The following is a 26,977-nucleotide window of genomic DNA, read 5'->3' on the forward strand; positions in this document are numbered from 1 at the left end:
AACGGACCAGGGGTTTTCGCCGCTCTCTCGGCATCCGAACATGCGTCCTTTAGTGCGAGCTTGTCCGGGTTTGTCGACGGGCGTGTAACAGCGGTTAAGGGGCCGATCGGGCGCGGGAATCTCCGGGTCATGAACCACAACACCCCGCTCTCCCCCCGCCCCCTGCACCACCTGTCCGAAGGCCGGCGCCGCGTCATGACGGCCGCTCAGCTGCGGGCGCACGGCGTCTCCACCGCCGAGACCGAAGGGCAGTGCAGGTCCGGCGGCCCCTGGCAGGAACTCCTCCCCGGCGTCTACCTGCTCCACCCCGGCCCGCCGACCAGCGAGGAGCGGCTGCACGCGGTGCTGATGTACACGGCCCGGGAGCCCTCCCCCGGTGTCCCGGCCCAGCCCGGCCCCGACAAAGAGCAACGCCCGCCGTACCCCGAGGCGGTGATCACCGGCCTCGCCGCGCTGAACCTGCACGGCTTCGCCGCGGTCCCCCCGCTGCCCTCCCTGGACCGCATCGACGTACTGGTCCCCCGGTTGCGCCGGCTGCGCTCGACCGGCTGCGCCCGTCTGCTGCGCACCTCCACGCTGCCCACGCCTCAGTACCGCACGGGCCTGCCGGTCGCGCCGGTGCCGCGGGCCCTGGCCGACGCGGTGGCCGACCTCACGGACGCGGGGGCGGTCCGGCGGCTGCTGACCGAGGCCGTGCGCGGCGGCCACTGCGAACCTGCCGCGATCGTGCGGGAGTTGAATCAGGCCAGGCTGCTGAGCCGCCCGCACGTCGTGGACGCGGTGGACTCACTGCTCGCGGAGGGGCGGGCGATCGCGGAGGACCGCCTCCAGCTGGAGCAGCACGGTCGCCACGAACGTCTTGGTGATGCTGCCCACCCGGTAGCGGTCGGCCACCGAACGCGGGGCGCCGGTGCGGAGGTCGCCCACGCCCTCGGTCGCCCGCCAGGTGCCGCGGGCGTCCCTCGCCGTCGCCGTCGCACCGGGCACCCCGTCCCGCACGGCGGCCCGCAGCGCCTCGCGGGTCGCCTCGTGGCCGCCGGTGTGCGAGGCGAGGGCCGGGCCGACCAGGGCGGCCGACAGTGCCACGGCCGTGGCCGCCACCAGGGTCACTCGTACTCTCATGACTTCCCCCATCTGATCCCCTCGGATCCTTTTCGGATCACAGCACAGTCGGAGGAAGAAACCATGAGCACCGCGTGAAGGTTGCTGACGGGCGTCCCGGTTGGATGGGTTTCAGCCCTTTTTCAGGAGTAGTTCGGGGTGCGGTCGCCCGCCCGGTGCGCCAGGTCCGTGCGGGCTCCCGGGGCGTCGCAGGACAGCTCGCGGCAGAGGGAGGCCGGACCGGCCCGGGAGGGATCGGCGAAATCCGCGCGGTGCGGGGCCGCCGACTTCGCGGCCCAGGGACCGCCACCCGGAGTTCGTCCGGCGAGGAACCCCCTGCCGGCGAGGCGGCGCCTCAGGCCGCGGCGCTAAGCCCGGTCGACGCGCCCCGTGGCCGGGCGTTCCCGCCACAGCCGCAGGCCCAGGTCGACCAGGCCGATCCGCCGCAGGGCGGCCACGGCGTCGAGGTCGTGCCAGGCGGCCATGTCGGTGGAACCGCCGAGCTCGTGCCGCAGTTCGCCGCCGATCACGCTGCCCTCGTACACCAGGCGTACGGCGTGATGGTCGGTCTCCCGCCGGAAGCGGGGGCCCGGGAAGGCGCGGTGGAGGGAGTGGACGCCGAGTATGCCGGTGACCTCGATGCGGTAGCCGGTCTCCTCGCGCACCTCCCGGCGGACGGTGTCGTAGGGATCCTCGCCGTGCTCCATACCGCCGCCGGGCAGCACCCACTCCGGGGTTCCGTCGGGCGCCGGGGAGCGGGCGAGCAGCACCTGGCCGTCACGGACGCACAGGGCGTAGGCCGCCACCCTCAACTTCTTGCGCACGAGGGGACGCTATCCCGTCGCACCAGGAATGCCACCCACCGCCCTGAATGTTCCGTTCGCCCCCTGCGCCCCTCGATGCGCATCGCGGGTTTTCCCCATTCATCCATTGCGACTCGGTCAACCCTCGCCAAACCCTCCGCTGTTGCGTAAGGCTGAGCGGTCGTCCGGGACCGCATTCCGGACTGTCTCGTCCTTAATCAGCAAGGGATGCCATGACACACCCCCAGAGCGAAGCGATACCGGGCGCGAGACGCGTGGCCCGGATCGCCCTGGCCGCCGGCCTGGTCGCCGCGCTGGCCGCGGTCGGGCCGATACCCGTGGCACTCGCCGCGGCCCAGGCGCCCGCGGCCGCCGACCCCGGTATGAAGTCCGCCCACGACAAGCTCGGTTCCGACGACGCGGAACTGCTCGCCGAGGCCAAGGCGGAAGGCGCCAAGAGCGTCACCATGATGGTCGCCACCGCGCCCGGCCGCACCGAGCAGGTCGCCGAGCAGCTCGACTCGGTCGACGGCGGCCTCGTGGGCCGTACGTACGACAAGCTGGGCTACGTCCGGGCCACCGTGCCGACCGGCAAGGCGGACGCGGCCATCGCCGCCGCCACCGAGCTGTCCTCCGTGCACGGCATCGACCTGCGCGAGGAGATACCGCTGGACGACCCGCGGCCGAACGCGGGCGGCGCGCAGGGCGGCAAGCCCACCCCCGGGAGCTACCCCGCGCCGGGGAAGAACACCCCGGCCGAGAACCCGTACAACCCCTCCTTCGAGACCGGTGCCGTCGACTTCGTCGAGGACCACCCGAAGGCGGACGGCCGCGGCGTCACCATCGGCATCCTCGACTCGGGTGTGGACCTCGGCCACCCGGCGCTGCAGAAGACCACGACCGGTGAGCGGAAGATCGTCGACTGGGTGACCGCCACGGACCCGGTCGTCGACGGCGACGGCACCTGGCGCCGGATGACCACGGCGGTCAGCGGCCCGACGTTCGCCATCACGACGTCCGCGCTCGGCACGGAGACGTTCAAGGCTCCCGAGGGCTCGTACAGGTTCAACTACTTCTCCGAGGCCGCCACCACCGGTGGCGACATGGCCGGTGACCTGAACCGCGACGGCGACACCACGGACGTCTGGGGCGTGCTGTACGACGCCGCCTCGGGCACCGCGCGCGTCGACCTGGACGACGACCTCGACTTCACCGACGAGGCCGCGATGAAGCCGTACAAGGACGGCTTCCAGATCGGGTACTTCGGCACGGACGACCCGGCGACCGCGATCGCCGAGCGGATCCCGTTCGTCGTCGAGATCCGCAAGGACGTCGTCTACAACGCGGCCGGCGCCAAGGCCGACTACGTCAGCATCGGCGTCATCGAGGGCTCGCACGGCTCGCACGTGGCCGGCATCACCGCCGCCAACAGCCTGTTCGGCGGCCGGATGAACGGCGCCGCCCCCGGCGCCAAGCTGGTCTCCTCCCGGGCGTGCACCTGGTCCGGCGGCTGCACCAACGTGGCCCTCACCGAGGGCATGATCGACCTGGTCGTCAACCGGGGCGTCGACATCGTCAACATGTCGATCGGCGGTCTCCCGGCGCTGAACGACGGCAACAACGCGCGCGCCGAGCTGTACACGCGCCTGATCGACGAGTACGGCGTCCAGCTGGTGATCTCCGCGGGCAACTCCGGCCCCGGCGCGAACACCATCGGCGACCCGGCGCTGGCCGACAAGGTGATCTCGGTCGGCGCGACCGTCTCCAAGGAGACCTGGGCCGCCGACTACGGCGCGGCGGTGGAGAAGCGGTACGCCATGATGCCGTTCTCCTCGCGCGGCCCGCGTGAGGACGGCGGCTTCACGCCGACCCTCTCCGCGCCCGGCGCCGCGATCAACACCACGCAGACCTGGTCGCCCGGCGGCCCGGTCGCCGAGGCCGGCTACAGCCTGCCGCCCGGCTACTCCATGCTCCAGGGCACCTCGATGGCCTCCCCGCAGGCGACCGGCGCCGCCGCGCTGCTGCTGTCCGCCGCGAAGCAGAAGGGCATCGACCTCACCCCGGCGACCCTGCGCACGGCCCTGACCTCGACCGCCGACCACATCAAGGGGGTGCAGGCGTACGAGGAGGGCGCGGGCCTGATCAACATCCCGGACGCCTGGGACTCGATCCGGGACGACGCCACCGCGCACACCTACACGGTCAAGGCGCCGGTCGACACCGCGATCGACCAGTTCCTCAAGACCCCGGGCTTCGGCACCGGCCTCTACGACCGCGAGGGCGGCCTGAAGGCCGGCCAGAAGAAGACGTACGACGTCACCATCACCCGTACGTCCGGTCCCGCCACGGCGGTCCGGCACGAGCTGCACTTCGAGAACGACACGGGCGGCACCTTCCGCATCGTCGGCGACGACGTGGTGAGGCTCCCGCTGAACCAGCCGGTCACCGTCAAGGTGCAGGCCGCGCCGAAGTCCGCCGGGCTCAAGAGCGCGATCCTGGAGCTCGACGACCCGCGTACCGAGGGCATCGACAAGCTGGTCCTCAACACGGTCGTCGTCGCGCAGCCGCTGAAGTACGCCTACTCCGCGTCCGGTTCGGTGCAGCGCAACAGCACCACGTCGTACTTCGTGACCGTGCCCGAGGGCGCCAAGTCCCTGGAGGTCGCGATCGGCGGGCTGAAGGACAAGAGCCAGACCCGGTTCATCGCCATCCACCCGTACGGCGTCCCGTCCGACCCGACGTCGACGATCAACTGCTACCCGAACTACACGAACCCGGCCAACACCTGCCGTCCGGACGTGCGGTCGTACGCCGACCCGCAGCCTGGCGTCTGGGAGATCGAGGTCGAGTCGCGCCGTACGTCGCCGCTACTCGACAACCCGTACAAGCTGGACGTCACCGTGCTCGGCGCGGCCTTCGACCCGGAGACCGTGACCGTGCCGGAAGCCAAGGTCGGTGTGCCGGCCGCCGCCTCCTGGAAGGTGACCAACGGTTACGCGGCGATCGACGGCAAGCTGGTCGGCGGGCTGCTCGGCTCGTCCAAGACCACTCGACCGACGATCGCGGAGGGCGAGACCCAGACCAGCACGGTCGAGGTCCCGGCGGGCTCCGACTCCCTCGACGTGGCCATCGGCGGCGTCTCGGACAACGCGGCCGACCTGGACCTGGAGCTGTACGACGCGAGCGGCACGCTGGTAGGGGTGTCCGCCGACGGTGACTCCGAGGAAGCGGTCTCCATCGCCTCCCCGAAGGCCGGCACCTACTCCATCGTGGTCATCGGCTACGCCGTGCCGGCCGGTTCCACCGCCTACGACTACCGGGACGTCTTCTTCTCCGCCGCCCTCGGCAGCGTGAGCGTCGACGGCTCGGCGCCGGTGAAGCTCGCCACGGGCGCGTCGGCGACGGTCACCGGCAGCGTCACCGCCGCCGCGGCCGCACCCGAGGGACGTGAGTTCTTCGGTCAGGTGCAGCTGGTCAACGCGCGCGGTACCGCCGCGGGCATCGGCAACGTGAAGATCGAGAAGGTCACGCCGTAGCTCGTCCGTACGGCAGCGGGGGCGGGCGTCCGGGAGGGCGCCCGCCCCTTTCCGTCATTCCCCCTGCTCACAGGGTGTGGCGTCGGCCCGCGTCAGCGTCTCGGTGAGCAAGGGCCGTTGGTCGGCGATCGCCTCTTCGCCGACCAGCCAGAAGTCGGGGGTCGTCCGGCCGTGGCGGATGGCGACGAGGACCTGCGACCCCTCGTCGAGGCCGGCGGCGGTGGGGATCGTGAACGTGACCTCGGCCGCGCCCTTCGCCGGCTTGTAGGAGCGGGTGACGTCGAGGGTGACGCGTTCCTCTCCGGTGCCGGGGACGGGCCGGGCTTTCGTCACCTCGCCCTCGGCGATCAGGCGGGCGCAGGCGAGGTACTCGGGGGAGCCGAGCGGGCCGGGGTCGGCCTTGGAGTCGGACTGGGCTTCGTCGGCGCTCGACTCGACGTTCCGGGCCGCCCCACCGTCCGCCTGGACGAACAGCCAGCCCAGTCCGGCCACCATCGCTCCGGCGGCCGCGATCCCGGCCGCGCCGAGGGCGAATGCGGAGAAGCGGCGGCGCGGCCGTACCGGGACGGGCACCACGACCTCCGCGGGCCGGTCCGGCTCCTGGGCCAGTGCCGCGCCGAGGACTCCGAGCTGTTCCCGCAGCAGCGCCACGTCCGCCGTCGCCGAGCGGTGCTCGGCCAGGAACACGGCGTCGGCGCGGGCCGCGTCGGTCAGCGGCTCGTCGGTGATGACGGCCATCAGCGGGTCGTGCTCGAAGCCGCCCAGGCCGTCACGGTCGACGCTCACGTCACACCACCTCGTCCTCGTGCAGGCGGGCGCGCAGGGCCCGGACCGCCGTGTGCAGCCTGCTCTTGACGGTCCCCTCCGGGACGCCGAGCTCCTCGGCGATGGAACGCACCGGCAGGTCGGCGTAGAACCTCAGGACGAGGACCTGACGCTGGGGGTCCGGCAGCTCGTCCAGGCCCTGGGCGACGGCGAGGGACAGCAGGCTGGTGTCCTCGCCGGAGGGGTGTGCCGGCTGGCGCAGCGAGGCCAGGCGCTCCCCTATGCGCTCCTGCCGGCGCTTGGCGCGGTGCCAGTCCATGGCGAGGTTGGAGGCGACCACCGCAGCCCACGCCGAGACGTCCCGCGGTGCCTCGCGGCCGCTCGCGGCGCGCTCCAGCAGCCGCAGGCGGACCTGCTGCACCCCGTCCGGCAGGTCCGCCTGCGGCACTCCGCCGAGCGCGAGCACCGCCCGCACCCGGCGCTCCTGGGCCGCGTCCAAGGGGTCGCCGACATCACCGTGCTCGTCGCCCCCCTGGCCGCGGCGCGCCTTTCTGCGCAGCACAGCCACCCCTCTCCTCGCCGCTTTCCCCTAGGACGCCCGGACCGGCCGAAACGTTCGATCCGGTTTCGGGGCAGACATCAGTGGCGTACGTCATAGAGGCCCCGTCCCACCAGACGGGCACAAGCCCAAAGAATTGGACACAGGGGCCCAGGTGCCCCGCATGATGGAAAGGCCCCTGTCAGGGCAGGGGCGCCCGCAAACCACGCAGAGGAGTCGCCGTGAGGGTCGGAATCGTCGGAGCCACCGGTCAGGTCGGCACGGTCATGCGCAGGATCCTGACGGAGCGCGACTTCCCGGTGACGGAGCTGCGGCTGTTCGCCTCGGCGCGCTCGGCGGGCACGGTCCTGGACGGCGTGACGGTCGAGGACGCGGCCACGGCCGACTACACCGGCCTGGACATCGTCCTGTTCTCCGCGGGCGGCTCGACCTCCAAGGCGCTGGCGGAGAAGGTCGCCGGGCAGGGCGCGGTAGTGATCGACAACTCCTCCGCCTGGCGCCGGGACCCCGAGGTGCCGCTGGTGGTGTCCGAGGTGAACCCGCACGCGATCGCGAGCCGCCCCAAGGGCATCATCGCCAACCCGAACTGCACGACGATGGCCGCGATGCCCGTGCTGGGGCCGCTGCACGAGGAGGCCGGCCTGGAGGCCCTGGTCGTCGCCACCTACCAGGCGGTGTCCGGCTCCGGTCTCGCCGGTGTGGACGAGCTGTTCGAGCAGGTCAAGAAGGTCGGTGAGGACGCGCCGAAGCTGACGCACGACGGCTCCGCCGCCGAGTTCCCGGCGCCGCACAACTACGTCGCGCCGATCGCGTACAACGTGCTGCCGATGGCCGGTTCGGTCGTGGACGACGGCCTGAACGAGACCGACGAGGAGCAGAAGCTCCGCAACGAGTCCCGCAAGATCCTGGAGATCCCCGGACTGAAGGTGTCCGGCACCTGTGTCCGCGTCCCGGTGTTCACCGGCCACTCGCTCCAGATCAACGCCCGTTTCGCCCGCCCGATCAGCGCGGAGCGCGCCAAGGAGCTGCTCGCCGGCGCCCCCGGCGTGGCCCTGTCCGAGGTCCCGACCCCGCTCCAGGCCGCCGGCCAGGACCCGTCGTACGTGGGCCGCATCCGCCAGGACGAGACGGTGGACCACGGTCTCGCGCTGTTCGTCTCCAACGACAACCTGCGCAAGGGCGCGGCACTGAACGCGGTGCAGATCGCGGAGCTGGTGGCGGCGGAGCTGTCCGCCAAGGCGGCCGGCTGACCCTCCCGGCCCGCGCGGTGCCGCTCGCCCGTCAGGGCCTGCGCACCTCGTAGAGGAAGCAGCCGTACTCGACGGCCCGGACGTGGACGAGTGCCACCTCCGGGTCGTCGAACGCGTGCGTGAGCGCGGTCGCGAAGTCGTCCTCGACCAGGTCGCCGCCCCGGATGTGCCCCTCGGCGGAGTAGCGGCGCAGCGTGCGGTGCGCGTTCGTGAAGGGGAGGCCCTCGCCCTGTGGCCCCCCGCCCCGTGGCCCCCCGCATTCCTCCGCATGGATGAAGACGGGGCCCTGTTCGTCATAGGCACCAGGATCGGCGCCCGTCGCCGCCGCCCAGCGGCGCAGCGGCGCGTACGAGACCAGGGCGATCCGCTCCCCGAGCCCGCTGCGGCGCAGGCAGCAGCGCAGCGGCGCGCCGCCCTCCTCGTCCGGCACGGCGATCGCCGGGCGTCCCGCGTCGTCGGCGACGCGCAGCTCCTCGAGGACCGGCTCTTCGATGGCATGTGCGAAGTAGGTCGTCATGGAGCCAGGTTCGCGCGTCGCCGCCCCGTCCACCGGCGGGAAACGGACATCGCCATCGGCGCAGGTCGCGTGGAAGGATGGCGCAACCGACACATAACGAGGAGATGACCGCGTGCCTGGCACAAACCTGACTCGCGAAGAGGCGCAGCAGCGGGCGAAGCTGCTGACCGTTGACTCGTACGAGATCGATCTCGACCTGTCCGGGGCGCAGGAGGGCGGCACCTACCGGTCCGTGACCACGGTGCGCTTCGACGTCGCCGAGACCGGTGGCGAGTCCTTCATCGACCTGGTGGCGCCGACGGTCCACGAGATCACTCTCAACGGCGACCCGGTCGACCCCGAGGCCGCCTTCAAGGACTCACGGATCGCCCTGACCGGCCTGCCGGCGGGCCGGAACGTGCTGCGCGTCGTCGCCGACTGCGCGTACACCAACACCGGCGAGGGCCTGCACAGGTTCGTCGACCCGGTCGACGACCAGGCGTACCTCTACACCCAGTTCGAGGTGCCGGACGCCCGCCGCGTCTTCGCGTCCTTCGAGCAGCCGGACCTGAAGGCGACCTTCCAGTTCACCGTGCGGGCGCCCGAGGGCTGGACCGTCATCTCCAACTCGCCCACGCCCGAGCCCCAGGACAGCGTCTGGGTGTTCGCGCCGACGCCGCGGATCTCGACGTACATCACGGCTCTGATCGCCGGCCCATACCACAGCGTGCACAGCGTCTACGAGAAGGACGGCCAGTCCGTGCCGCTCGGCATCTACTGCCGGCCGTCGCTCGCGGAGTACCTCGACTCGGACGCGATCTTCGAGGTGACGCGGCAGGGCTTCGACTGGTTCCAGGAGAAGTTCGACTACGCGTACCCGTTCGAGAAGTACGACCAGCTGTTCGTGCCGGAGTTCAACGCGGGGGCGATGGAGAACGCGGGCGCGGTGACCATCCGCGACCAGTACGTCTTCCGCTCGAAGGTGACGGACGCGGCGTACGAGACGCGTGCCGAGACCATCCTGCACGAGCTGGCCCACATGTGGTTCGGCGACCTGGTCACCATGGAGTGGTGGAACGACCTGTGGCTGAACGAGTCGTTCGCCACGTACACGTCCATCGCCTGCCAGGCCGCCGCGCCCGGCTCGCGCTGGCCGCACTCCTGGACGACGTTCGCCAACTCCATGAAGACATGGGCGTACCGCCAGGACCAGCTGCCGTCCACGCACCCGATCATGGCCGAGATCAACGACCTCGACGACGTGCTGGTCAACTTCGACGGCATCACGTACGCCAAGGGCGCGTCCGTGCTGAAGCAGCTCGTCGCGTACGTCGGTGAGGACGAGTTCTTCCGCGGCGTGCAGGCCTACTTCAAGCGGCACGCGTACGGCAACACCCGTCTGAGCGACCTGCTGACCGCCCTGGAGGAGACCTCCGGACGTGACCTGAAGACCTGGTCGCGCAAGTGGCTGGAGACGGCCGGGATCAACATCCTGCGCCCCGAGATCGAGACGGACGCGGACGGCGTCGTCACGTCCTTCGCCATCCGCCAGGAGGCGCCCGCGCTGCCCGCCGGCGCGAAGGGCGAGCCGACGCTGCGCCCGCACCGGATCGCGGTCGGCCTCTACTCGATGGACCACGACGCCGGGAAGCTGGTCCGCGAGGAGCGCGTCGAGCTGGACATCGACGGCGACCTGACGGCCGTACCGCAGCTGGTGGGGCGTCCGCGGCCGGACGTCGTGCTGCTGAACGACGACGACCTGTCCTACGCCAAGGTCCGCCTCGACGAGCGGTCGCTGGCCTTCGTCACCGACCACCTGGGCGACTTCGAGTCGTCGCTGCCGCGGGCGCTGTGCTGGGCGTCGGCCTGGGACATGACGCGCGACGCGGAGCTCGCCACCCGCGACTACCTCTCCCTCGTCCTGTCCGGCATCGGCAAGGAGTCGGACATCGGCCTGGTGCAGTCGCTCCAGCGGCAGGTGAAGCTGGCGATCGACCTGTACGCCGCCCCGGCCGCTCGCGAGGCGCTGCTGACCCGCTGGACGGACGCCACGCTGGCGCACCTGCGCGCCGCCGCGGCCGGCAGCGACCACCAGCTGGCCTGGGCGCGCGCCTTCGCGGCGACCGCGCGCACACCGGAGCAGCTGGATCTGCTGGAGGCGCTGCTCGACGGCTCCCAGACGGTGGAGGGGCTGGTCGTCGACACGGAGCTGCGCTGGGCCTTCGTCCAGCGGCTCGCGGCCGTGGGCCGCTTCGACGAGGCGGAGATCGCGGGCGAGCACGAGCGCGACAGGACGGCGGCCGGTGAGCGGCACGCCGGCACGGCCCGTGCCGCCCGTCCGACAGCGGAGGCCAAGGCGGAGGCCTGGGCGTCGGTCGTCGAGTCCGACAAGCTGCCGAACGCCGTGCAGGAGGCGGTCATCGGCGGCTTCGTCCAGACCGACCAGCGAGAGCTGCTCGCGCCCTTCACCGACAAGTACTTCGAGTCGCTGAAGACCGTCTGGGACTCGCGCTCCCACGAGATGGCCCAGCAGATCGCGGTCGGGCTGTACCCGGCGGTGCAGGTCTCCGAGGAGACCCTGGCGAAGACCGACGCGTGGCTGTCGGCGGCGGAGCCGAACGCCGCGCTGCGACGCCTGGTGTCGGAGTCCCGCGCGGGCATCGAACGGGCCCTGCGGGCCCAGTCGGCGGACGCGGCGGCCCAGGGCCAGAGCTAGGCCCAGGGCCGGAGCCGGGCCCGGCTCCGGAACCGGTCCCGGCCCCCGGGCTGGGACCGGGGGACCGGAACTCGGCCCGGGGCCAGGGCTGTCCGCCGTTCTCACGCCGAGGGGCGCTCCACGAGTCCGGCTCGTGGGGCGCCCCTCGGCGCGCGGCGGGGCAGCGTGGCCACCATGGTCCGCGGGCCGAGTCCGGCGCGGACCGCCGGGCGGCCCTGGTGCGAGCCCGGACGGGCCGCGAGGGACGCCTCGACAGCGACCGGGGCCGCGGATTCGGCCGCCCGGGTGACCTGGGCGTCGGGGCGGACCAGGAGCGCGGCCCGGACGGCGGAGTCCTTCCAGTGAGCCACCGTCACACGGTCGGCGAGGGCGGAGGGCTGCTCACACGGTTCCCGCCGACACCGGCACAGCGCCGTGCAGACATGCCAAAGGCGCGGTCCGCATCGGCGTACGGGACGTACGACGACGAGGACCGCGCCTTCCGGAAAAGCGCGGGGGCTCCGGTGGAGCCCAGCGGTCAGGCCTTCGCGTCGGCCCGGGTCGAGACGTCGGGGCGGGTGACCCGCCTGTCGGACTTGTCCAGGACCATGACCAGGCCCGCGATCACTCCGAAGATGGCGAGCGGGGCGAACACGAACCAACCCAGCGTCTCGATGACGCTCAGGCCCGTGCCGGGGTCGTCACCGTCGTCACGCGTCAGCGCGAGCGCGGGGGACGACATGAGCAGCATCATCAGCGTCGTACCGGCGGCCAGGGCGCCGGCGCGCAGGGTGTTCTTCTTGTCCACGGTGCCCAAAGTATCGAACCCCGGGGAGGGCCGCTCGTCCGGGGTGCCGTAAGTGGCCGAGGGTCCGCCGCCGAGGAGCCGATCCGAGGTTCCGCGAGAAGCCCGCGGCCCGCGGCGAAGGCGCGTGGTTCGCCGCCCGCCGCCCCGCCGCGCCCCGTCCGGCATCCGCCCGCCCACCGCCTCAAGAACTCCCCTCGTCCCCCCGCCAGGCGCCGTTCGCCTCCCTCCTCAAGACGTCCATCAGCGACCGCAGCCGCGTCGAGGACGCCAGCCCTTCCAAGGTCACCGCCCGCCCCTCCGCGTCGGCGATCGGCAGCCGCCAGTTGGGGTATTCGTCCCACGTCCCCGGCAGGTTCTGGGGCCGCCGGTCACCGACCCCGTCGGGCAGCCACACGCCGATCATCCGGGCGGGCGTGCGCAGCAGGTAGCGGTGGACGGCCCGGACCTCGGCCTCCTCCGCGCCGGTGCCGCGACCGCCGCCGGTGCCCCGCAGCAGACCGAGCCGGGTGAGGAGGGCGAGCCACTCCCCCGTGTCGGCGGCGGCGGTCGCGCGTTCCACGTCGAGGGTGCCGCCGAGGAGGCCGAGCCGGTCACGGAGTTCCACGTGTTCGCCGGTGAGCCGGGCCGCGGTGGGCGGCAGGTCGTGGGTGGTCGCGGTGGCCAGGCAGTCGGCGCGCCAACTGTCCGGCGGCAGCGGGCGGCCGTCGCCCTCCCAGTCGCGCTCGAACCACAGCACCGACGTACCGAACACTCCTCGCTCGCGCAGCGCTTCGCGGACGCCTTCCTCCACCGTCCCGAGATCCTCGCCGATCACCGTCGCCCCGGTGCGCGAGGCCTCCAGCACCAGTACGGCGAGCATCGCCTCGGCGTCGTAGCGGACGTAGGCCCCCTCCGTCGGCGGCAGGCCCACCGGCACCCACCACAGCCGGAACAGACCCATCACATGGTCGATGCGGAGCGCGCCCGCGTGGCGGAACAGGCCGCGCAGCAGCCCCCGGAACGGCGCGTACCCGGACTCGGCCAGCCGGTCGGGGCGCCAGGGCGGCAGGCCCCAGTCCTGGCCGCGGGAGTTGAACGCGTCCGGCGGGGCGCCCACGGACATCCCGGTGGCGAAGTACCGCTGCTGCGCCCAGGCGTCGGCGCCCCCGGGGTGCACGCCGACCGCGAGGTCGTGCACGATCCCGACCCGCATCCCCGCCTCCCGCGCGGTGCGCTGCGCGGCGGCGAGCTGGGCGTCGGTGAGCCAGGCGAGCCGGGAGTGGAAGTCGACGCGGTGCATCAACTCCCGTCTCGCCCGGGCCGTTTCCGGTGACCGGGGGTCCCGCAGACCCTCCGGCCAGGTGTGCCACTCGGATCCGTGCACCTCGGCCAGGGCGCACCAGGTGGCGTGGTCCTCCAGGGCCTCGCCCTCCTCGGCGAGATAGTCGCAGTAGGCGGCGCGCCTGCCGGGGCCGAGGGGGACCTCGCCCGCCAGCTCCAGGGCTTCCCGCTTCAGCTCCCACACCGCGTCCCGGTCGATCAGCGCGTCCTTCTCCAGCACCGCCCTCCGCAGCCGGCCGGCCCGTTCGGCGAGCGCGCGCACCCGCTCGCGGTCGTCGGCGTAGGCGTACTCGGGGACGGCCTCGACGCGCAGGTGCACCGGGTCGGGGAAGCGGCGGGAGGAGGGGCGGTAGGGGGAGGGGTCGGTGGGGGCGCCGGGCACGCCCGCGTGCAGCGGGTTGACCTGGATGAATCCGGCGCCGAGCGAACGGCCGGCCCAGGCGGCGAGTTCGTCCAGGTCACCGAGGTCGCCCATACCCCAGGAGCGCCGCGAGAGCAGGGAGTAGAGCTGGACCAGCAGGCCGTAGGAGCGGGCCGCCGAGGTGGGCAGCCGGGACGGGGCGGCGATCAGATGGGCGGCGGCGGTCCGGCCGTCGGGCGCGGTGACGGTGAGCCGGTGGACGCCGGGCGGAAGACCCTCGGCACGGTCGCGGGTCTCGCCCTGCTCGGTCTCGATCCGCAGCCGGGTGCCCTCGGGCAGGCCCGCGAGGGCCTCCGGCGCGGCGCCGCCCCAGCCCACGACGGTCGGCGGGAGCAGCCGGTCCCGCAGTTCCGCGCGGCGGACGGCGAGCGCGCCGCGAACGGCCTCGGGCGTGCTCGCGTCGACTCCGAGCGCGGCCAGGGTCCGGGTGAGCGCGGCGGCCGAGGCGGCGACCGTGCGGTCCGGGGCGGGGCTGTAGGAGGGGGCGACGCCGTAGGACTCCGCGAGCCGGCACAGGTCCTCCCCGGGGACCTCGGCCGGCCGGGGCGCGCTCATCTGCGGCCTCGCGGGGCCGACGTCCGGGTGGAGGTCATCTGCGGCCTCGCGGGATCGGGGTCCGGGTGGAGGTCATCTGCGGCCTCGCGGGATCGGGGTCCGGGTGGAGGTCATCTGCGGCCTCGCGGGATCGGGGTCCGGGATGCGGTCATTCACAACCTCGCGGGATGGGTGTCCGGGCCACGGCGGCTACGGCCTGGTGAAGTCGGCGTCGGGGGCGGCCAGCGGCGGCTCGCTGGTGAGGGGCTCGGCGTCGGGCAGCGGCGGCTCGCTGGTCAGCGGCGCCTCCGCGCAGGCACCCTCCGCACTGAAGGCGCACACCTGTGCGAGGTCCGGGTCGGCGGGAGCGTCCTTCGCCGGGTCCTGGCCGGCGAGCCGCACCGCCTGCCTCGGGAACGGCGTGCGTTTGGAGCGGTGCGTGACCCGGGGCGCAGGGGTGCGTTTGGAGCGGGCACCCGTTTCGGCGCGGGTCCGGTCGTCGTGGCGGGGCCCGTCGTCGTGGCGGGGCCTGTCGTCGGAGAGGGCGGACAGCAGAAGGTGTGCCGATGCGGCCACGGGATCCTCCTCGTCGGTTCGAGTGGGTCATCGCAGCCCTACCCAGTGAGCGCGAGACCAGACGCCCCGACAGCGAAGAAGGTCCTCCTCCGCCCACCCTGCCGGCCCGCCGGCCCGCCCCCGCACCACCCGGCCCACGCCCGCCCCACGCCGCACTATTCACTCAGTACATGTAGGCAGTGCATAATGGGCGTCCATGAGCACCCGCCATATCCTGCTCGGGCTGCTCGCTTCCGGTCCCAGCCATGGCTACGACCTCAAGCGACGGCACGACGAACGCTTTCCGCAGGCCCGCCCCCTGGCATACGGGCAGGTGTACACGACCCTGCAGCGACTGGTCCGCGACGGACTGGCCGAGGTCGAGGGCACCGACGCCGACGGCGGCCCGGAGCGCACGCTCTACCGCCGCACGGCGGACGGGACGGGTGAACTGACGCGCTGGGCGGAGGAGATCACACCACCCGCGCCTTTCGTGACCAACGAGATCTTCGCCAAGGTCGTCGTCGCGATCCTGTCCGGCGGCGATCCCGCGGTGTACCTGCGCGCCCAGCGAGCCGCCCACATGGCACGCATGCGCGAGCTCACGGCGGTCAAGACCGGATCGGGCGCCGGCCTCTCGACCGTGCTGTCCGCGGACTACGCCCTCAACCACCTCGACGCCGACCTCCGCTGGATGACCACCACGGCGGCCCGGCTCGTCACCCTGATCGCGGAGGTAGACCCGGGATGAGCAACCAGCAGCCGCTGCTCGCGGCACGTGACCTGATCAAGGCGCACGGCAGGACCGAGGCCCTGCGAGGCGCCACGGTCGAGCTGCGCGCCGGCGAGATCCTCGCGGTGACCGGCGCCAGCGGGAGCGGGAAGTCGACGCTGCTGCACTGCCTCGCGGGGATCGTCCGGCCCGACGGGGGTGAGGTGTCCTACGCCGGTGAACGCGTCGACCGGCTGCCGGAGCGGCGGCTCAGCGAGCTGCGCCGGACGGAGTTCGGGGTCGTCTTCCAGTTCGGGCAGCTGATCCCCGAGCTGACCGTCCTCGACAACGTGGCCCTGCCGCTGATGCTGGGCGGGACCGGGCGTGCCGAGGCCCGTGAGCGGGCCAGGCAGTGGCTGGAGCGCTTCGGGGCGCGCGGGCAGGGCGAGCTGCGGCCCGGCGAGCTGAGCGGCGGGCAGGCCCAGCGGGCCGCGCTGGCGCGGGCTCTGGTCACCGGACCGAAGGTGGTGTTCGCGGACGAGCCCACGGGCGCGCTGGACTCGCTGGCCGGCGAGCAGGTGATGACGGCGCTGGCGCACACGGCCCGGGAGAACGGCACGTCCGTGCTCCTGATCACGCACGACGCCCAGGTCGCGGCCTACGCGGATCGCGAGGTCCGGCTGAGCGACGGGACCGTCGTGGCGGCGGAGGTGACGGCATGAGGCACACCGGCGGTGGCGACGGCACGAGGCACAGCGGCGAACGCGACGACAGGAAGCCCACCACCGGAGGCAACGGCATGAAGCCCACAGGCGTCGGCGGCCTGCGGTCCGATCTGCGGCTGGCCTGGCTGCTCACCCGTGGTGCCGGCCGGCGCGAGTGGTGGCGGATCGGGCTCACCGCGTCCGGTGCGGGGCTGGCCACCGGGTTCGCGCTGGCCGCCGTCACGATCGCGGCACTGGAGGGGCAGTACTCCGTCGGTGTCGGCAACGGCCTGCTGAACCACCCCGGCGAGCGGGCGGGAGTCGTCGTGGCGCTGGTGCTGCTGCTGATCCCGGTGCTCGGCTTCCTCGGCCAGTGCGCGCGGGTCGGTGCCGTGCAGCGCGACCGCAGGCTCGCCGCCCTGCGGCTCGCGGGGGCCGCGCCCGGGCAGGTGCGGCGGATCGCGGCGCTGGAGACGGGGCTCGCCTGCCTGGCCGCGGCGGTCGCGGCGACGGTGGTCTCCGTCCCGGTGGTGCTCGGCGTGTGGCACCGGCCGCCGGCGACGGTGTGGGCCGGGTTCGCGCTCGCCGCGCTGGCCGTGCCCGCGCTGGGGGCACTGGTGGCGGCCCTGGCGTTGCGCCGGGTGATCGCCTCGCCGCTCGGCAGGGTGCGCAGGGTGCGGGCCACTCCGCGGCCCGGTCGGATGTTCCTGGGCGCGGCCGGAGCACTCGCCGTACTCCTGGTCACCGCGCTGAACGCGGAGCGGAGCGGCCCGCTCGGGCCGGCGCACGCGCCGCTGACGATGCTCTTCGCCGTGCTGCTCGTCGGAGCGGGCGCGATCGGGCTGTCCGGCGCCTCGGCCCGGCTCATGGGCGCCTTCCTCGCCGCCCGGACCGGCCGGCCGGCGGTGCTGATCGCCGCGGAGCGCCTGCGCGACGACCCCTGGTCGGCGGCCCGCACCCATGCCGCGGTAGTGCTGGTGACGCTCGTCGGGGGTCTGTTCGTCGGCGTCCGGCAGGCGCTGCTGGCCGTGCTGGACACCGGGAAGCCCGGGGCCACGCCCCGCGCCTTCTACACGACCGGCCTCGACCTGACCGCCGCCGCGCTCGCGCTCGGCCTGCTGATCACGCTGGCGGCGCTCGCCGTCGGCACCGCCGAGTCGCTGGCCACCGGGCGCCGGGGACTCGCCGCCCAGGCCGCCGCCGGGGTGCCGCGGGCGGTGCTGGGCCGGGCACTGCTGCTGGAGACGGCGCTGCCGCTCGCGCCGGCGACGCTGCTGGCGGGGGTCGGCGGCATGGTCCTGGGCGGCGGGTACGCCTCGCTCGCCGGCGCCGGGTCCCTGCCGTGGGCGGGGCTGCTGGTCCCGGCGGGGGTGTACGGCGCGTGCCTGCTGGCGGCGGCCACCTCGCTGCCGCTGCTGCGCCGGTCCGTACGGCCGGGCGAGCTGCGATACCTGTGACGTCGGGTCCGCCCGTGGGACCGGGGGGACGGGGTCTCCCCGGTCCTCCCGGTCCCGTACGGGCACCTTGCCCCAGGACACGCAAAAGCCCGGATCGTCAGGCGGAAATGCCGTCGATCCGGGCCAAGGCGTCGTCCGCGCCGTACGGCTGCAAGTACGGCAACCAGCGCGGGTCCCTATGGCCGGTCCCGATGATGCGCCAGGCCAGGCCGGTGGGCGGGGCGGGTTTGTGGCGCAGCCGCCAGCCGATCTCGCCGAGATGGCGGTCGGCCTTCACGTGGTTGCAGCGTCTGCAGGACGCCACCACGTTGTCCCAGACGTGCTTGCCCCCGCGGCTGCGCGGGATGACGTGGTCGACGCTGGTTGCGACGCCACCGCAGTACATGCACCGGCCCCCGTCGCGCGCGAAGAGCGCCCGGCGGGTGAGAGGAACGGGCCCCCGATAGGGAACCCGCACGAATCGCTTGAGCCGGACCACGCTGGGTGCGGCGACTGTGACGGTCGCGCTGTGCATAAAGGCGCCGGACTCCTCGAGAGATACGGCCTTGTTCTCGAGGACGAGGATGAGCGCGCGGCGGAGCGGTACGACGCCGAGTGGCTCGTACGACGCGTTGAGGACCAGGACGTGCGGCACGGATGCCTCCTTGTACGCCGGCGGCGCGTGGCTCGCGCCGGGACGATCTGCAGTCAGTCTCCCCTCATGCCTGGTGGATGCGCCACCATGTCCCGGTAACGGGCTGGGAGTGTTTTCGACCACATCGGCTTCCTCCCCAGGCTCCCGACCATCTCCTCCCCCCTCCTCGCCGAACTGTTCGCCTCACCTGCTGTTCGTCTGCTCTGTACATCCCCCGGGTGACACCGTCTCTCCCCCGGACAACGCAACGATCCCCGCACGATGCCCCGATAGTGTGGTTGTTCCGCCCGTCCGGTGACCTGTTCGTGACCTTGGACCTGACCGCCGTACCGGCGGGCGGGCCGTTGTTGCACCTGGAGGTACCCGCCGTGTCGTCCTTGCCCGTCCTACTGGCCGCCGGACCGTCACCGACACCGTCACCGTCGGAGACCGCGCCTTCCCTGCCCACCGTGCAGGACGCCCAGCAGCGCGCGACGAACGCCGCCGGCTGGGTGGAGGAGAACTGGTCGACCTGGCTCGCGATCGGCCTGCGGGTGCTGCTGATCGTGGTGATCGCGGCCGTGCTGCGGGTGGCGGTGCGGCGGGCGATCACCAAGCTGATAGACCGCATGAACCGCGGCGCCCAGTCGGTGGACGGCACCGCGATCGGCGGCCTGCTGGTGAACGTGGAGCGCCGCCGTCAGCGCTCCCAGGCCATCGGCTCGGTGCTGCGCTCGGTGGCGAGCTTCCTCATCCTCGGCACGGCCGCCCTGATGATCCTGTCGACGTTCCAGATCAATCTGGCGCCGCTGCTGGCCTCCGCGGGCGTGGCGGGCGTCGCGATCGGCTTCGGCGCGCGCAACCTGGTCACCGACTTCCTCTCCGGCGTGTTCATGATCCTGGAGGACCAGTACGGCGTCGGCGACTCGATCGACGCGGGCGTGGCGTCCGGTGAGGTCATCGAGGTGGGCCTGCGCGTGACGAAGCTGCGCGGCGACAACGGCGAGATCTGGTACGTCCGCAACGGTGAGGTCAAGCGGGTCGGCAACCTCTCCCAGGGCTGGGCCACGGCCGGCGTGGACGTCACCGTGCGTCCCTCCGAGGACGTCGACCGCGTCAAGGCCGTGCTCGGCGAGGTCGGGGAGGCGATGAGCAAGGAGGACCCCTGGAACGAGATGCTCTGGGGCCCGATCGAGATCCTCGGTCTGGACAGCGTCCTGCTCGACTCGATGGTGGTGCGCGTCTCCGCCAAGACCATGCCCGGCAAGTCCCTGACGATCGAGCGCGAACTCCGCTGGCGGATCAAGCGCCGTTTCGACCAGGAGGGCATCCGCATCGTCGGGGGCCTGCCCCTCCAGCAGGAGGAGGGGGGCGCGGTCGACCCGACGGCGGGCATGGCGGCCCCGTCGGTGTACGCCAACACCGCCTCCCCGCAGGCGGCCGCCGCGTCCCCGATAGCGCCGCCGACGAGCACGACGAAGTAGGCCCGCGCGCCTCGCGCCCGGCGGCACCGGCCGCCGTTCACCCGACGCCCCCAGGTAACGACTCCGTCGCCCGGGGGCGTTCGCTCTTGACGCCCGGTTTACGGCGGCCTACGTTTCCCTCCCAGCGAACAGGAAACCTTCCTAACAGTGGCGCCGGGTGCGAGTCCCGGCCGCTGCCGAGCCGAGCGGTCGAAAGGCAGGTGCCGAAGCCATGGCGGGAACCGCGGGCACCCCGGGCACCCCCCGCGTGCTGCGGGCCATGAACGACCGTGCCGCGCTGGACCTGCTCCTGGAGCACGGCCCCCTCTCCCGCACCCGGATCGGCAAGCTCACCGGCCTGTCCAAGCCCACCGCCTCACAGCTCCTGGCCCGGCTGGAGGCCGCCGGCCTGGTGCTGGTGACCGGCACCAGCGAGGGCCGCCCCGGGCCGAACGCCCAGCTCTACGCCGTCAACCCGGCCGCCGCCCACGCCGCCGGCCTCGACGTCACCCCGGAGCGCGTCCTCGCCGCCGTCGCCGACATCACCGGCCGCACGGTGGGCACGTACGAGGTCCCCACCCCCGGCAGACGGCCGGACCGGCCCGTCGTCCAGCAGGTCACCGACGCCCTCGACGGCGCCGTGAAGGCCGCGGGGCTGGGCACGGCCGACATCCACCGGCTCGTGATCGGCACGCCCGGCGCCTTCGACCCGAACACCGGCCGGCTGCGCTACGCCTCGCATCTGCCGGGCTGGCACTCCCCCACCCTCCTGGACGAGCTCGCCGCCGCGCTGCCGATGCCGGTGGAGTACGAGAACGACGTGAACCTCGTCGCCGTCGCCGAGCAGCGCCTGGGCGCCGCCCACGGGCACGCCGACTTCGTGCTGCTGTGGAACGAGGGGGGCCTCGGCGCCGCCCTGGTCCTCGGCGGCCGGCTGCACCGCGGCTGGACGGGCGGCGCCGGCGAGGTCGGCTTCCTGCCCGTGCCGGGCGCGCCCCTGGTCCGCCAGGTCACCAAGGCCAACAGCGGCGGCTACCAGGAGCTGGCCGGCTCCCAGGCCCTCCCCGTGCTGGCCCGCGAACTGGGTGTCCCGGACATCCCCTCCGGCCCCTACATCGAGGCCGCCGCCGCGCTCCTGGCCCGCGCGGCCGAGGAGTACGACGCCCCGGGGCACGGCACGGACCGGGGCGACGCCGACGCGGGGCGCCGCACCCGGCGGGCCGAGACCGGGCCCGGCCGCCGCACCGCCCCCGCGGACGAGGGCGGCGACGCCCCCGCCCGCCACGACACCGGACCCCGGCCCGACGACGACCCCCACCGCCGCCTCCTGCACACCTACGCCACCCGCCTCGCCACCGGTCTCGCCTCGCTCGTCTCCGTCCTCGACCCCGAACTCGTCGTCCTCAGCGGCACCTCCCTCACCTGCGGCGGCGAGACCCTGCGCGCCCTGGTGCAGGCCGAGCTGGCGGAGCTGGCCGCGGCCCGGCCCCGGCTCGTGCTCGGGGACGTACGCGACCATCCCGTCCTGCGCGGCGCCCTGGAGAGCGCCCTCGCCACCACCCGCGACGAGGTCTTCGACACCTCGCGCTGAGCAGCACCCCCGACCCGGCCCGTTCCCGTCCCCCGCCCTGGGAGGCTTCGCCATGTCCGGAAAGTCACGAAAAGCAGCCACGCGCGTCACCGTCTCCATAGCCCTCACCGCCGCCACCGCCCTCCTCGCGACCGCGTGTACCGGCCAGTCCTCCACCGGCGCGGACGACGACCCCTCCGAAGCCACGACCCTCACCTTCTGGCACGCCTGGAGCGCCCCCTCCGAGGTCGCGGCGGTGAAGGCGATGATCGCCGGCTTCGAGAAGGCGCACCCCCGGATCGACGTGAAGGTCGTCGGCAACATGACCGACGACAAGATCAACCAGGCCCTGCGCGCGGGCGGCGACAACGCCCCGGACGTGATTTCGTCCTTCACCACCAACAACGTCGGCAGGTTCTGCGCGTCGCGGGCGCTGGTCGACCTCAACCCGTTCTTCGAGAAGTCGGGCATCGACCCGGACACCACCTTCCCGAAGGCGATGAACGAGTACACCCAGTTCGAGGGCGTCCGCTGCGCGGTCCCGCTGCTCGGTGACGCCTACGGGCTCTACTACAACAAGACCGCCTTCGAGAAGGCCGGCATCGAGGCCCCGCCGAAGACCTGGTCGGAGTTCGAGTCCGTGGCGAAGAAGCTCACCGTCCCTCAGGGCGACTCCTTCGAGCAGCTCGGCTTCATGCCGAACTACCACGGCTGGGAGACCACCACCGAGCACTACCTCGGCCAGTTCTCGCCGACGTACTTCGACAGCGACGGCAAGTCCAACGTCGCCGAGGACCCGGCGTTCACGGCCGCGTTCACCCTCCAGAAGCGACTCGTGGACGCCCTCGGCGGCTACCGCAAGCTGGAGAAGTACCGCGCCGGACTCGGCGACGAGTGGGGCCCCAAGCACCCCTTCCACACCGGCCAGGTCGCCATGCAGCTCGACGGCGAGTGGCGCCTGGGCATGGCCCTGGACGCGAAGCCCGGTTTCGAGATCGGCGTCGCCCCGCTGCCCGTGCCCGACGACCAGGCCGACGAGTACGGCAAGGGCTACCTGAGCGGCACCATCGCCGGCATCGCCGCCACCAGCAAGAAGCAGAACGCGGCCTGGGAACTGGTGCGTCACATGACCACCGACACGGACGCGGTCGTGAACTTCTCCAACGACATCCACAACGTCCCCTCCACCCTCGACGCCCTGAAGTCGCCGAAGCTGAAGTACGACCCGCGCTTCAAGACCTTCCTCGACATCGCCGCGAACCCGGCCTCCTCGACCACCCCGGCCTCCGTCAACGGCGGTGTGTACCTGACGACGATCCAGGAGTTCGGCTACGACTACGAGAGCGGCAAGGCGACCGATCTGAAGGCGGGACTCGCGAAGACCGCCCAGCAGATCGACACGGACATCGCCCAGGCCGAGTAGCGGCGCGCCCATGAGCACCCTGGCGGCCAAGCACCGCAGATCAGCACTGCGCACGCTGGCCTTCCTGTCCCCCTGGCTGATCGGCTTCTCGGTCTTCTTCGCCTATCCGCTGCTCTCGACGCTCTACTTCTCGTTCATGCGCTACGACGGCTTCCAGCCGCCGACCTGGAGCGGAACGCGGAACTGGACCTACGTCTTCGAGCACTACCCGCTGTTCTGGCCGGCACTGCGCAACACCCTGTGGCTGGTGCTGGTCATGGTCACCCTCCGGGTGGCCTTCGGACTCGGCGTCGGCCTGCTCATCACGAAGATCAGGACCGGCACAAGCGTCTTCCGCACCCTCTTCTACCTTCCCTACCTCGCCCCGCCCGTCGCCGCCACCATGGCCTTCGCGTTCCTGCTCAACCCCGGTACCGGGCCGGTCAACTCGATCCTGGAGGGGGCCGGCATCCCGGCCCCCGCCTGGTTCGCCGACCCCGCCTGGTCCAAGCCCGCGCTCACCCTGCTCGCCCTGTGGGGCATCGGCGACCTGATGGTCATCTTCATGGCCGCCCTGCTCGACGTGCCCAAGGAGCAGTACGAGGCGGCGGAACTGGACGGGGCGTCGGCATGGCAGCGGTTCCGGTTCGTGACGCTGCCGAACATCTCACCCATCGTGATGTTCGCGGTGGTCACGGGCGTGATCCAGACCATGCAGTACTACACGCAGCCGCTGATCGCCGGAAAGGTCGCGTCGGGCGTCATCCAGGGCGCCGGCACCCAGTTCGAGCCCGGCTATCCGGACAAGTCGACGCTCACCCTCCCCCAGCTCGTCTACAACCTCGGCTTCCAGCGCTTCGACTACGGAGCGGCGTGCGTGGTGGCCTTGGTCCTGTTCGCCCTGTCGATGGCGTTCACCGCACTGCTGATGCGGCGCCGGGGCGGCCTCATCCAGGCAGGTGACCGATGACCCACGTACTCGACAAGCCGGTGCCGGCGAGCGCGCCCGTGGCCCGGCGGCGGGCCCTGCTCGAATGGATCGCCGTCCACGCCCTCGGCGTCGCCGCCGCCCTGTTCTTCACGCTCCCCTTCGTGTTCGTCCTGCTGACCTCGCTGATGAGCGACAGCCAGGCGCTGAGCCGCGATCTGATCCCGGACACCTGGGAATGGGGCAACTACCAGCGGGTGTTCGACACGCCGGGCTTCCTGACCTGGTGGCGCAACACCCTCCTCTACGCCGGTCTGGGCACGGTCCTGACCGTGGTGTCGTCGATCCCGGTGGCGTACGCCCTGGCCAAGTTCCGCTTCCGGGGCCGCAACCTGTCGCTGATGCTGGTCATCTCGATGATGATGCTGCCGCCCCAGGTCGTCGTCATCCCCATGTACCTCTTCTGGGCGAAGCAGCTGGATCTCTCCGGCACGCTGTGGCCGCTGCTGATCCCGATGGCGTTCGGGGACGCGTTCTCCGTCTTCCTGCTGCGCCAGTTCCTCACGACGATCCCGGACGAGTACCTGGACGCGGCCCGCGTCGACGGCTGCGGGGAGCTGAGGACACTGCTGAGGGTCGTCCTGCCGATGGCGAAGCCGGGCGTGGCCGCCGTGGCCCTTTTCCAGTTCTTCTACGCGTGGAACGACTACTTCGGCCCCCAGATCTACGCCTCGGAGAACCCCGGCGCCTGGACGCTGTCCTACGGGCTGGAGTCGTTCAAGGGCGCGCACCACACCGACTGGAACCTCACCATGGCGGCCACCGTGCTGGTCATGGCCCCTGTGATCCTCGTGTTCTTCTTCGCCCAGAAGGCGTTCGTCGAGGGCGTCACGCTCACCGGAGTGAAGGGTTGACTGTACGAATGAAACTCACCGTGGTCGGCGGCGGTTCGACCTACACCCCCGAACTCGTGGACGGTTTCGCCCGTCTGAGGGACACCCTGCCCCTCGAGGAACTGGTGCTCGTCGACCCGGCCGCCGACCGGCTGGAGCTGGTGGGCGGCCTGGCCCGGCGGATCTTCGCCCGGCAGGGGCACGGCGGCCGGGTGGTGACGACCTCGGACCTGGACGCCGGGGTCGAGGGCGCCGACGCGGTGCTGCTCCAACTGCGCGTCGGCGGGCAGGCGGCCCGCCGGCAGGACGAGACCTGGCCGCTGGAGTGCGGCTGCATCGGCCAGGAGACGACCGGCGCGGGCGGCCTGGCGAAGGCGCTGCGCACGGTGCCGGTGGTGCTCGACATCGCCGAGCGGGTACGGCGGACCAACCCCGACGCCTGGATCATCGACTTCACCAACCCGGTCGGCATCGTGACCCGCGCCCTGCTCCAGGCCGGGCACAAGGCCGTCGGGCTGTGCAACGTCGCGATCGGGCTGCAGCGCAAGTTCGCGGCACTGCTCGGACTCGCGGCCTCCGACGTCCACCTCGACCACGTGGGCCTGAACCACCTCACCTGGGAGACCGGCGTCCGTGTGGGCGGCCCCCGAGGCGAGGACGTCCTGCCCAAGCTGCTCTCGGAGCACGGCGACGCGGTCGCCGCCGACCTGCGGCTGCCCCGCGAGCTGCTGGACCGCCTGGGCGTGGTCCCGTCCTACTACCTGCGCTACTACTACGCGCACGACGAGGTCGTCCGAGAGCTGCGCACCAAACCGTCCCGGGCCGAGGAAGTGGCGGCCATGGAAGGGGAGTTGCTGCGGATGTACGCCGATCCGGCACTGGACGAGAAGCCGGAGCTGCTGGCGAAGCGGGGCGGCGCCTTCTACTCGGAGGCGGCCGTGGACCTGGCGGCGGCGCTGCTGAGCGGCGCCGGGAGCCCGCACCAGGTGGTGAACACCTACAACCGGGGCACGCTGCCCTTCCTGCCGGACGACGCGGTGATCGAGGTGCAGGCGTCGGTCGGCGCGCACGGCGGTCCGCGGCCGCTGCCCGTCCCCACGGTGGACCCGCTGTACGCGGGCCTGATGGCGAGCGTGACGGCGTACGAGGACCTGGCCCTGGACGCGGCGCTGCGCGGCGGCCGGGAGCGGGTCTTCAGGACGCTCCTCGCCCACCCCCTCGTCGGCCAGTACGCCTACGCCGACACCCTCACCGACCAGCTGATCGCACACAACCGGGAGCATCTCGCGTGGGCCTGACCGCACCTGTCCTCGCCGTCGACGCGGGCAACAGCAAGACGGACGTCGCGGTGGTGGCGGCCGACGGGAGCGTGCTCGCCACCGCGCGGGGCGGCGGCTTCCGGCCGCCGACGGTGGGGGTCGAGGCGGCGACGGACGTCCTCGCCGAGGCCGTGGAGCGGGTCTTCGCCGCGGCCGGCGTCACCTCCGTCACGCATGTCTCCGCCTGTCTCGCCAACGCCGACTTCCCCGTGGAGGAGGAGCAGTTGACCGAGGCCCTGCACGCGCGCGCGTGGGGGGCCACCGTCGACGTCCGCAACGACACTTTCGCGATCCTGCGGGCGGGGGTGACCGAGCCGCGGGGCGTCGCCGTGGTCTGCGGGGCGGGCATCAACTGCGTCGGCATGCGGCCCGACGGGCGCACCGCGCGGTTCCCGGCGATCGGACGGGTCTCCGGGGACTGGGGCGGGGGTTGGGGGCTGGCGGAGGAGGCGCTGTTCCTCGCGGCTCGCGCGGAGGACGGGCGCGGTAGGCCGACGGAGCTGGCGCGGACCCTGCCCGCCCACTTCGGGCTCGACTCCATGTACGCGCTGATCGAGGCACTGCACCTGGAGCGGGTGCCGCCCGGCCGGCGGCACGAGCTGGCGCCGGTCGTGTTCGCCACGGCCGCCGAGGGCGACGCGGCCGCCGGCGCCCTCGTCGACCGGCTGGCCGAGGAGGTCGTGAGCATGGCGACGGTCGCCCTGACCCGGCTGGACCTGCTGGACGAGGAGACGCCGGTCCTGCTGGGGGGCAGTGTGCTGGCGGCCCGGCACCCCCGACTCGTCGACGGGATCCGCGAACTGCTGGCGGCGCGGGCTCCGAAGGCGGTGCCCCGGGTGGTGACCGCGAGTCCGGTCCTGGGCGCGGCGCTGCTGGGCCTGGACCGGCTGGGGGTGGTGGCGGACGGGGCGCGGGAGCGGGTGCGGGCCCACTTCGACGACTGAGGCGCGCGGGGGGCGCGGTGTCAACCGAATCCACGGGAACCGAACCGATTCCACCCGCGTATTCATGGGCAGGGGGTGCTGCGGGAAGCGCGATCGTCCAAGATCCACGCAAGGCCGGTGCGGATTGTC

23 protein-coding genes and 1 pseudogene are annotated in these 26,977 nt (G+C 72.6%); 14 read left to right on the forward strand and 10 right to left on the reverse strand.

Going from position 1 to position 26,977, the window contains the following annotated elements:
- Nucleotides 1-129: 129 nt before the first annotated feature.
- Nucleotides 130-846 (forward strand): annotated as a pseudogene (locus ACWCPM_RS01010) (hypothetical protein); the annotation flags it as partial.
- On the opposite strand, the gene ACWCPM_RS01015 reads toward ACWCPM_RS01010, so the two are convergent.
- Together ACWCPM_RS01015 and ACWCPM_RS01020 are read right to left on the reverse strand one after the other, a co-directional pair.
- Nucleotides 787-1,134, reverse strand: coding sequence for a serine hydrolase (locus ACWCPM_RS01015; RefSeq protein ID WP_450974091.1), 348 nt, complete (start codon nt 1,132-1,134; stop codon nt 787-789). The pseudogene ACWCPM_RS01010 and the gene ACWCPM_RS01015 sit on opposite strands and share 60 nt — an antisense overlap.
- A gap of 335 nt (nt 1,135-1,469) precedes the next feature.
- Entirely contained in the window at nt 1,470-1,925 is a 456-nt protein-coding gene (locus tag ACWCPM_RS01020) for an NUDIX hydrolase (RefSeq protein WP_450973990.1), read from the reverse strand.
- Nucleotides 1,926-2,137: 212 nt separating this feature from the next.
- Between ACWCPM_RS01020 and ACWCPM_RS01025 the strand changes: the two genes are divergently transcribed.
- A complete protein-coding gene (locus ACWCPM_RS01025; protein WP_450973991.1) occupies nt 2,138-5,440 on the forward strand; it encodes a S8 family serine peptidase in 3,303 nt (1,100 codons plus the stop codon).
- A 54-nt stretch (nt 5,441-5,494) separates the two neighbouring features.
- On the opposite strand, the gene ACWCPM_RS01030 is transcribed toward ACWCPM_RS01025, so the two are convergent.
- Together ACWCPM_RS01030 and ACWCPM_RS01035 are read right to left on the reverse strand one after the other, a co-directional pair.
- Nucleotides 5,495-6,226: a hypothetical protein gene (locus ACWCPM_RS01030; protein WP_450973992.1), complete on the reverse strand. Its 732-nt coding sequence runs from the start codon at nt 6,224-6,226 to the stop codon at nt 5,495-5,497.
- Nucleotide 6,227: 1 nt separating this feature from the next.
- Nucleotides 6,228-6,773 (reverse strand): sigma-70 family RNA polymerase sigma factor, encoded by a 546-nt coding sequence (locus tag ACWCPM_RS01035; protein WP_450973993.1) that lies wholly within the window; start codon nt 6,771-6,773, stop codon nt 6,228-6,230.
- A 212-nt stretch (nt 6,774-6,985) separates the two neighbouring features.
- On the opposite strand from ACWCPM_RS01035, the gene ACWCPM_RS01040 reads away from it, so the two are divergent.
- Nucleotides 6,986-8,014: an aspartate-semialdehyde dehydrogenase gene (locus ACWCPM_RS01040; RefSeq protein ID WP_450973994.1), complete on the forward strand. Its 1,029-nt coding sequence runs from the start codon at nt 6,986-6,988 to the stop codon at nt 8,012-8,014.
- 31 nt (nt 8,015-8,045) lie between these two features.
- Here the strand turns inward: ACWCPM_RS01040 and ACWCPM_RS01045 are convergent, their stop codons facing one another.
- A complete protein-coding gene (locus tag ACWCPM_RS01045) occupies nt 8,046-8,531 on the reverse strand; it encodes a DUF1203 domain-containing protein (RefSeq protein WP_450973995.1) in 486 nt (161 codons plus the stop codon).
- Between the two features lie 112 nt (nt 8,532-8,643).
- Between ACWCPM_RS01045 and pepN the strand changes: the two genes are divergently transcribed.
- Complete coding sequence (gene pepN / locus ACWCPM_RS01050; protein ID WP_450973996.1) at nt 8,644-11,226, forward strand: aminopeptidase N; 2,583 nt, start codon at nt 8,644-8,646, stop codon at nt 11,224-11,226.
- Nucleotides 11,227-11,327: 101 nt separating this feature from the next.
- Here the strand turns inward: pepN and ACWCPM_RS01055 are convergent, their stop codons facing one another.
- The 4 genes from ACWCPM_RS01055 to ACWCPM_RS01070 form a co-directional block, all read right to left on the reverse strand.
- Nucleotides 11,328-11,576 carry a hypothetical protein gene (locus ACWCPM_RS01055; RefSeq protein ID WP_450973997.1) on the reverse strand — a complete coding sequence of 83 codons (249 nt, stop codon included), beginning with the start codon at nt 11,574-11,576 and terminating at the stop codon, nt 11,328-11,330.
- Between the two features lie 167 nt (nt 11,577-11,743).
- Nucleotides 11,744-12,013, reverse strand: a complete 270-nt coding sequence (locus ACWCPM_RS01060; RefSeq protein ID WP_450973998.1) for a hypothetical protein — start codon at nt 12,011-12,013, stop codon at nt 11,744-11,746.
- Nucleotides 12,014-12,194: 181 nt separating this feature from the next.
- On the reverse strand, nt 12,195-14,309 hold the full coding sequence (malQ, locus tag ACWCPM_RS01065) for a 4-alpha-glucanotransferase (RefSeq protein WP_450973999.1): 2,115 nt from the start codon (nt 14,307-14,309) through the stop codon (nt 12,195-12,197).
- A 189-nt stretch (nt 14,310-14,498) separates the two neighbouring features.
- A complete protein-coding gene (locus ACWCPM_RS01070; RefSeq protein WP_450974092.1) occupies nt 14,499-14,690 on the reverse strand; it encodes a hypothetical protein in 192 nt (63 codons plus the stop codon).
- A gap of 370 nt (nt 14,691-15,060) precedes the next feature.
- On the opposite strand from ACWCPM_RS01070, the gene ACWCPM_RS01075 reads away from it, so the two are divergent.
- The 3 genes from ACWCPM_RS01075 (at nt 15,061) to ACWCPM_RS01085 (ending at nt 17,716) form a co-directional block, all read left to right on the forward strand.
- Nucleotides 15,061-15,594, forward strand: coding sequence for a PadR family transcriptional regulator (locus ACWCPM_RS01075; RefSeq protein WP_450974000.1), 534 nt, complete (start codon nt 15,061-15,063; stop codon nt 15,592-15,594).
- The gene (locus tag ACWCPM_RS01080; RefSeq protein ID WP_450974001.1) at nt 15,591-16,277 is read left to right on the forward strand and encodes an ABC transporter ATP-binding protein; all 687 of its coding nucleotides are present in this window, start codon (nt 15,591-15,593) and stop codon (nt 16,275-16,277) included. The genes ACWCPM_RS01075 and ACWCPM_RS01080 overlap by 4 nt, the downstream gene beginning before the upstream one ends.
- 77 nt (nt 16,278-16,354) lie before the next feature.
- Nucleotides 16,355-17,716, forward strand: coding sequence for an ABC transporter permease (locus ACWCPM_RS01085; RefSeq protein WP_450974093.1), 1,362 nt, complete (start codon nt 16,355-16,357; stop codon nt 17,714-17,716).
- Nucleotides 17,717-17,813: 97 nt separating this feature from the next.
- Here ACWCPM_RS01085 and ACWCPM_RS01090 read toward each other — a convergent pair whose 3' ends face one another.
- Nucleotides 17,814-18,350: an HNH endonuclease gene (locus ACWCPM_RS01090; protein WP_450974002.1), complete on the reverse strand. Its 537-nt coding sequence runs from the start codon at nt 18,348-18,350 to the stop codon at nt 17,814-17,816.
- A gap of 347 nt (nt 18,351-18,697) precedes the next feature.
- On the opposite strand from ACWCPM_RS01090, the gene ACWCPM_RS01095 reads away from it, so the two are divergent.
- The 7 genes from ACWCPM_RS01095 (at nt 18,698) to ACWCPM_RS01125 (ending at nt 26,848) form a co-directional block, all read left to right on the forward strand.
- Nucleotides 18,698-19,813, forward strand: coding sequence for a mechanosensitive ion channel family protein (locus ACWCPM_RS01095; RefSeq protein WP_450974094.1), 1,116 nt, complete (start codon nt 18,698-18,700; stop codon nt 19,811-19,813).
- A 211-nt stretch (nt 19,814-20,024) separates the two neighbouring features.
- Nucleotides 20,025-21,383: an ROK family transcriptional regulator gene (locus ACWCPM_RS01100; RefSeq protein ID WP_450974003.1), complete on the forward strand. Its 1,359-nt coding sequence runs from the start codon at nt 20,025-20,027 to the stop codon at nt 21,381-21,383.
- 52 nt (nt 21,384-21,435) lie between these two features.
- Complete coding sequence (locus tag ACWCPM_RS01105; RefSeq protein WP_450974004.1) at nt 21,436-22,785, forward strand: ABC transporter substrate-binding protein; 1,350 nt, start codon at nt 21,436-21,438, stop codon at nt 22,783-22,785.
- Between the two features lie 10 nt (nt 22,786-22,795).
- Nucleotides 22,796-23,734 (forward strand): carbohydrate ABC transporter permease, encoded by a 939-nt coding sequence (locus tag ACWCPM_RS01110; RefSeq protein ID WP_450974005.1) that lies wholly within the window; start codon nt 22,796-22,798, stop codon nt 23,732-23,734.
- Complete coding sequence (locus ACWCPM_RS01115; RefSeq protein ID WP_450974006.1) at nt 23,731-24,606, forward strand: carbohydrate ABC transporter permease; 876 nt, start codon at nt 23,731-23,733, stop codon at nt 24,604-24,606. The genes ACWCPM_RS01110 and ACWCPM_RS01115 overlap by 4 nt, the downstream gene beginning before the upstream one ends.
- A gap of 8 nt (nt 24,607-24,614) precedes the next feature.
- Entirely contained in the window at nt 24,615-25,883 is a 1,269-nt protein-coding gene (locus ACWCPM_RS01120; RefSeq protein WP_450974007.1) for a 6-phospho-beta-glucosidase, read from the forward strand.
- A complete protein-coding gene (locus ACWCPM_RS01125; protein WP_450974008.1) occupies nt 25,874-26,848 on the forward strand; it encodes an N-acetylglucosamine kinase in 975 nt (324 codons plus the stop codon). Before ACWCPM_RS01120 ends, ACWCPM_RS01125 begins: the two co-directional genes overlap by 10 nt.
- Nucleotides 26,849-26,977 lie beyond the last annotated feature (129 nt).

The sequence above is a fragment of the Streptomyces sp. NPDC002309 genome, from assembly GCF_053593375.1.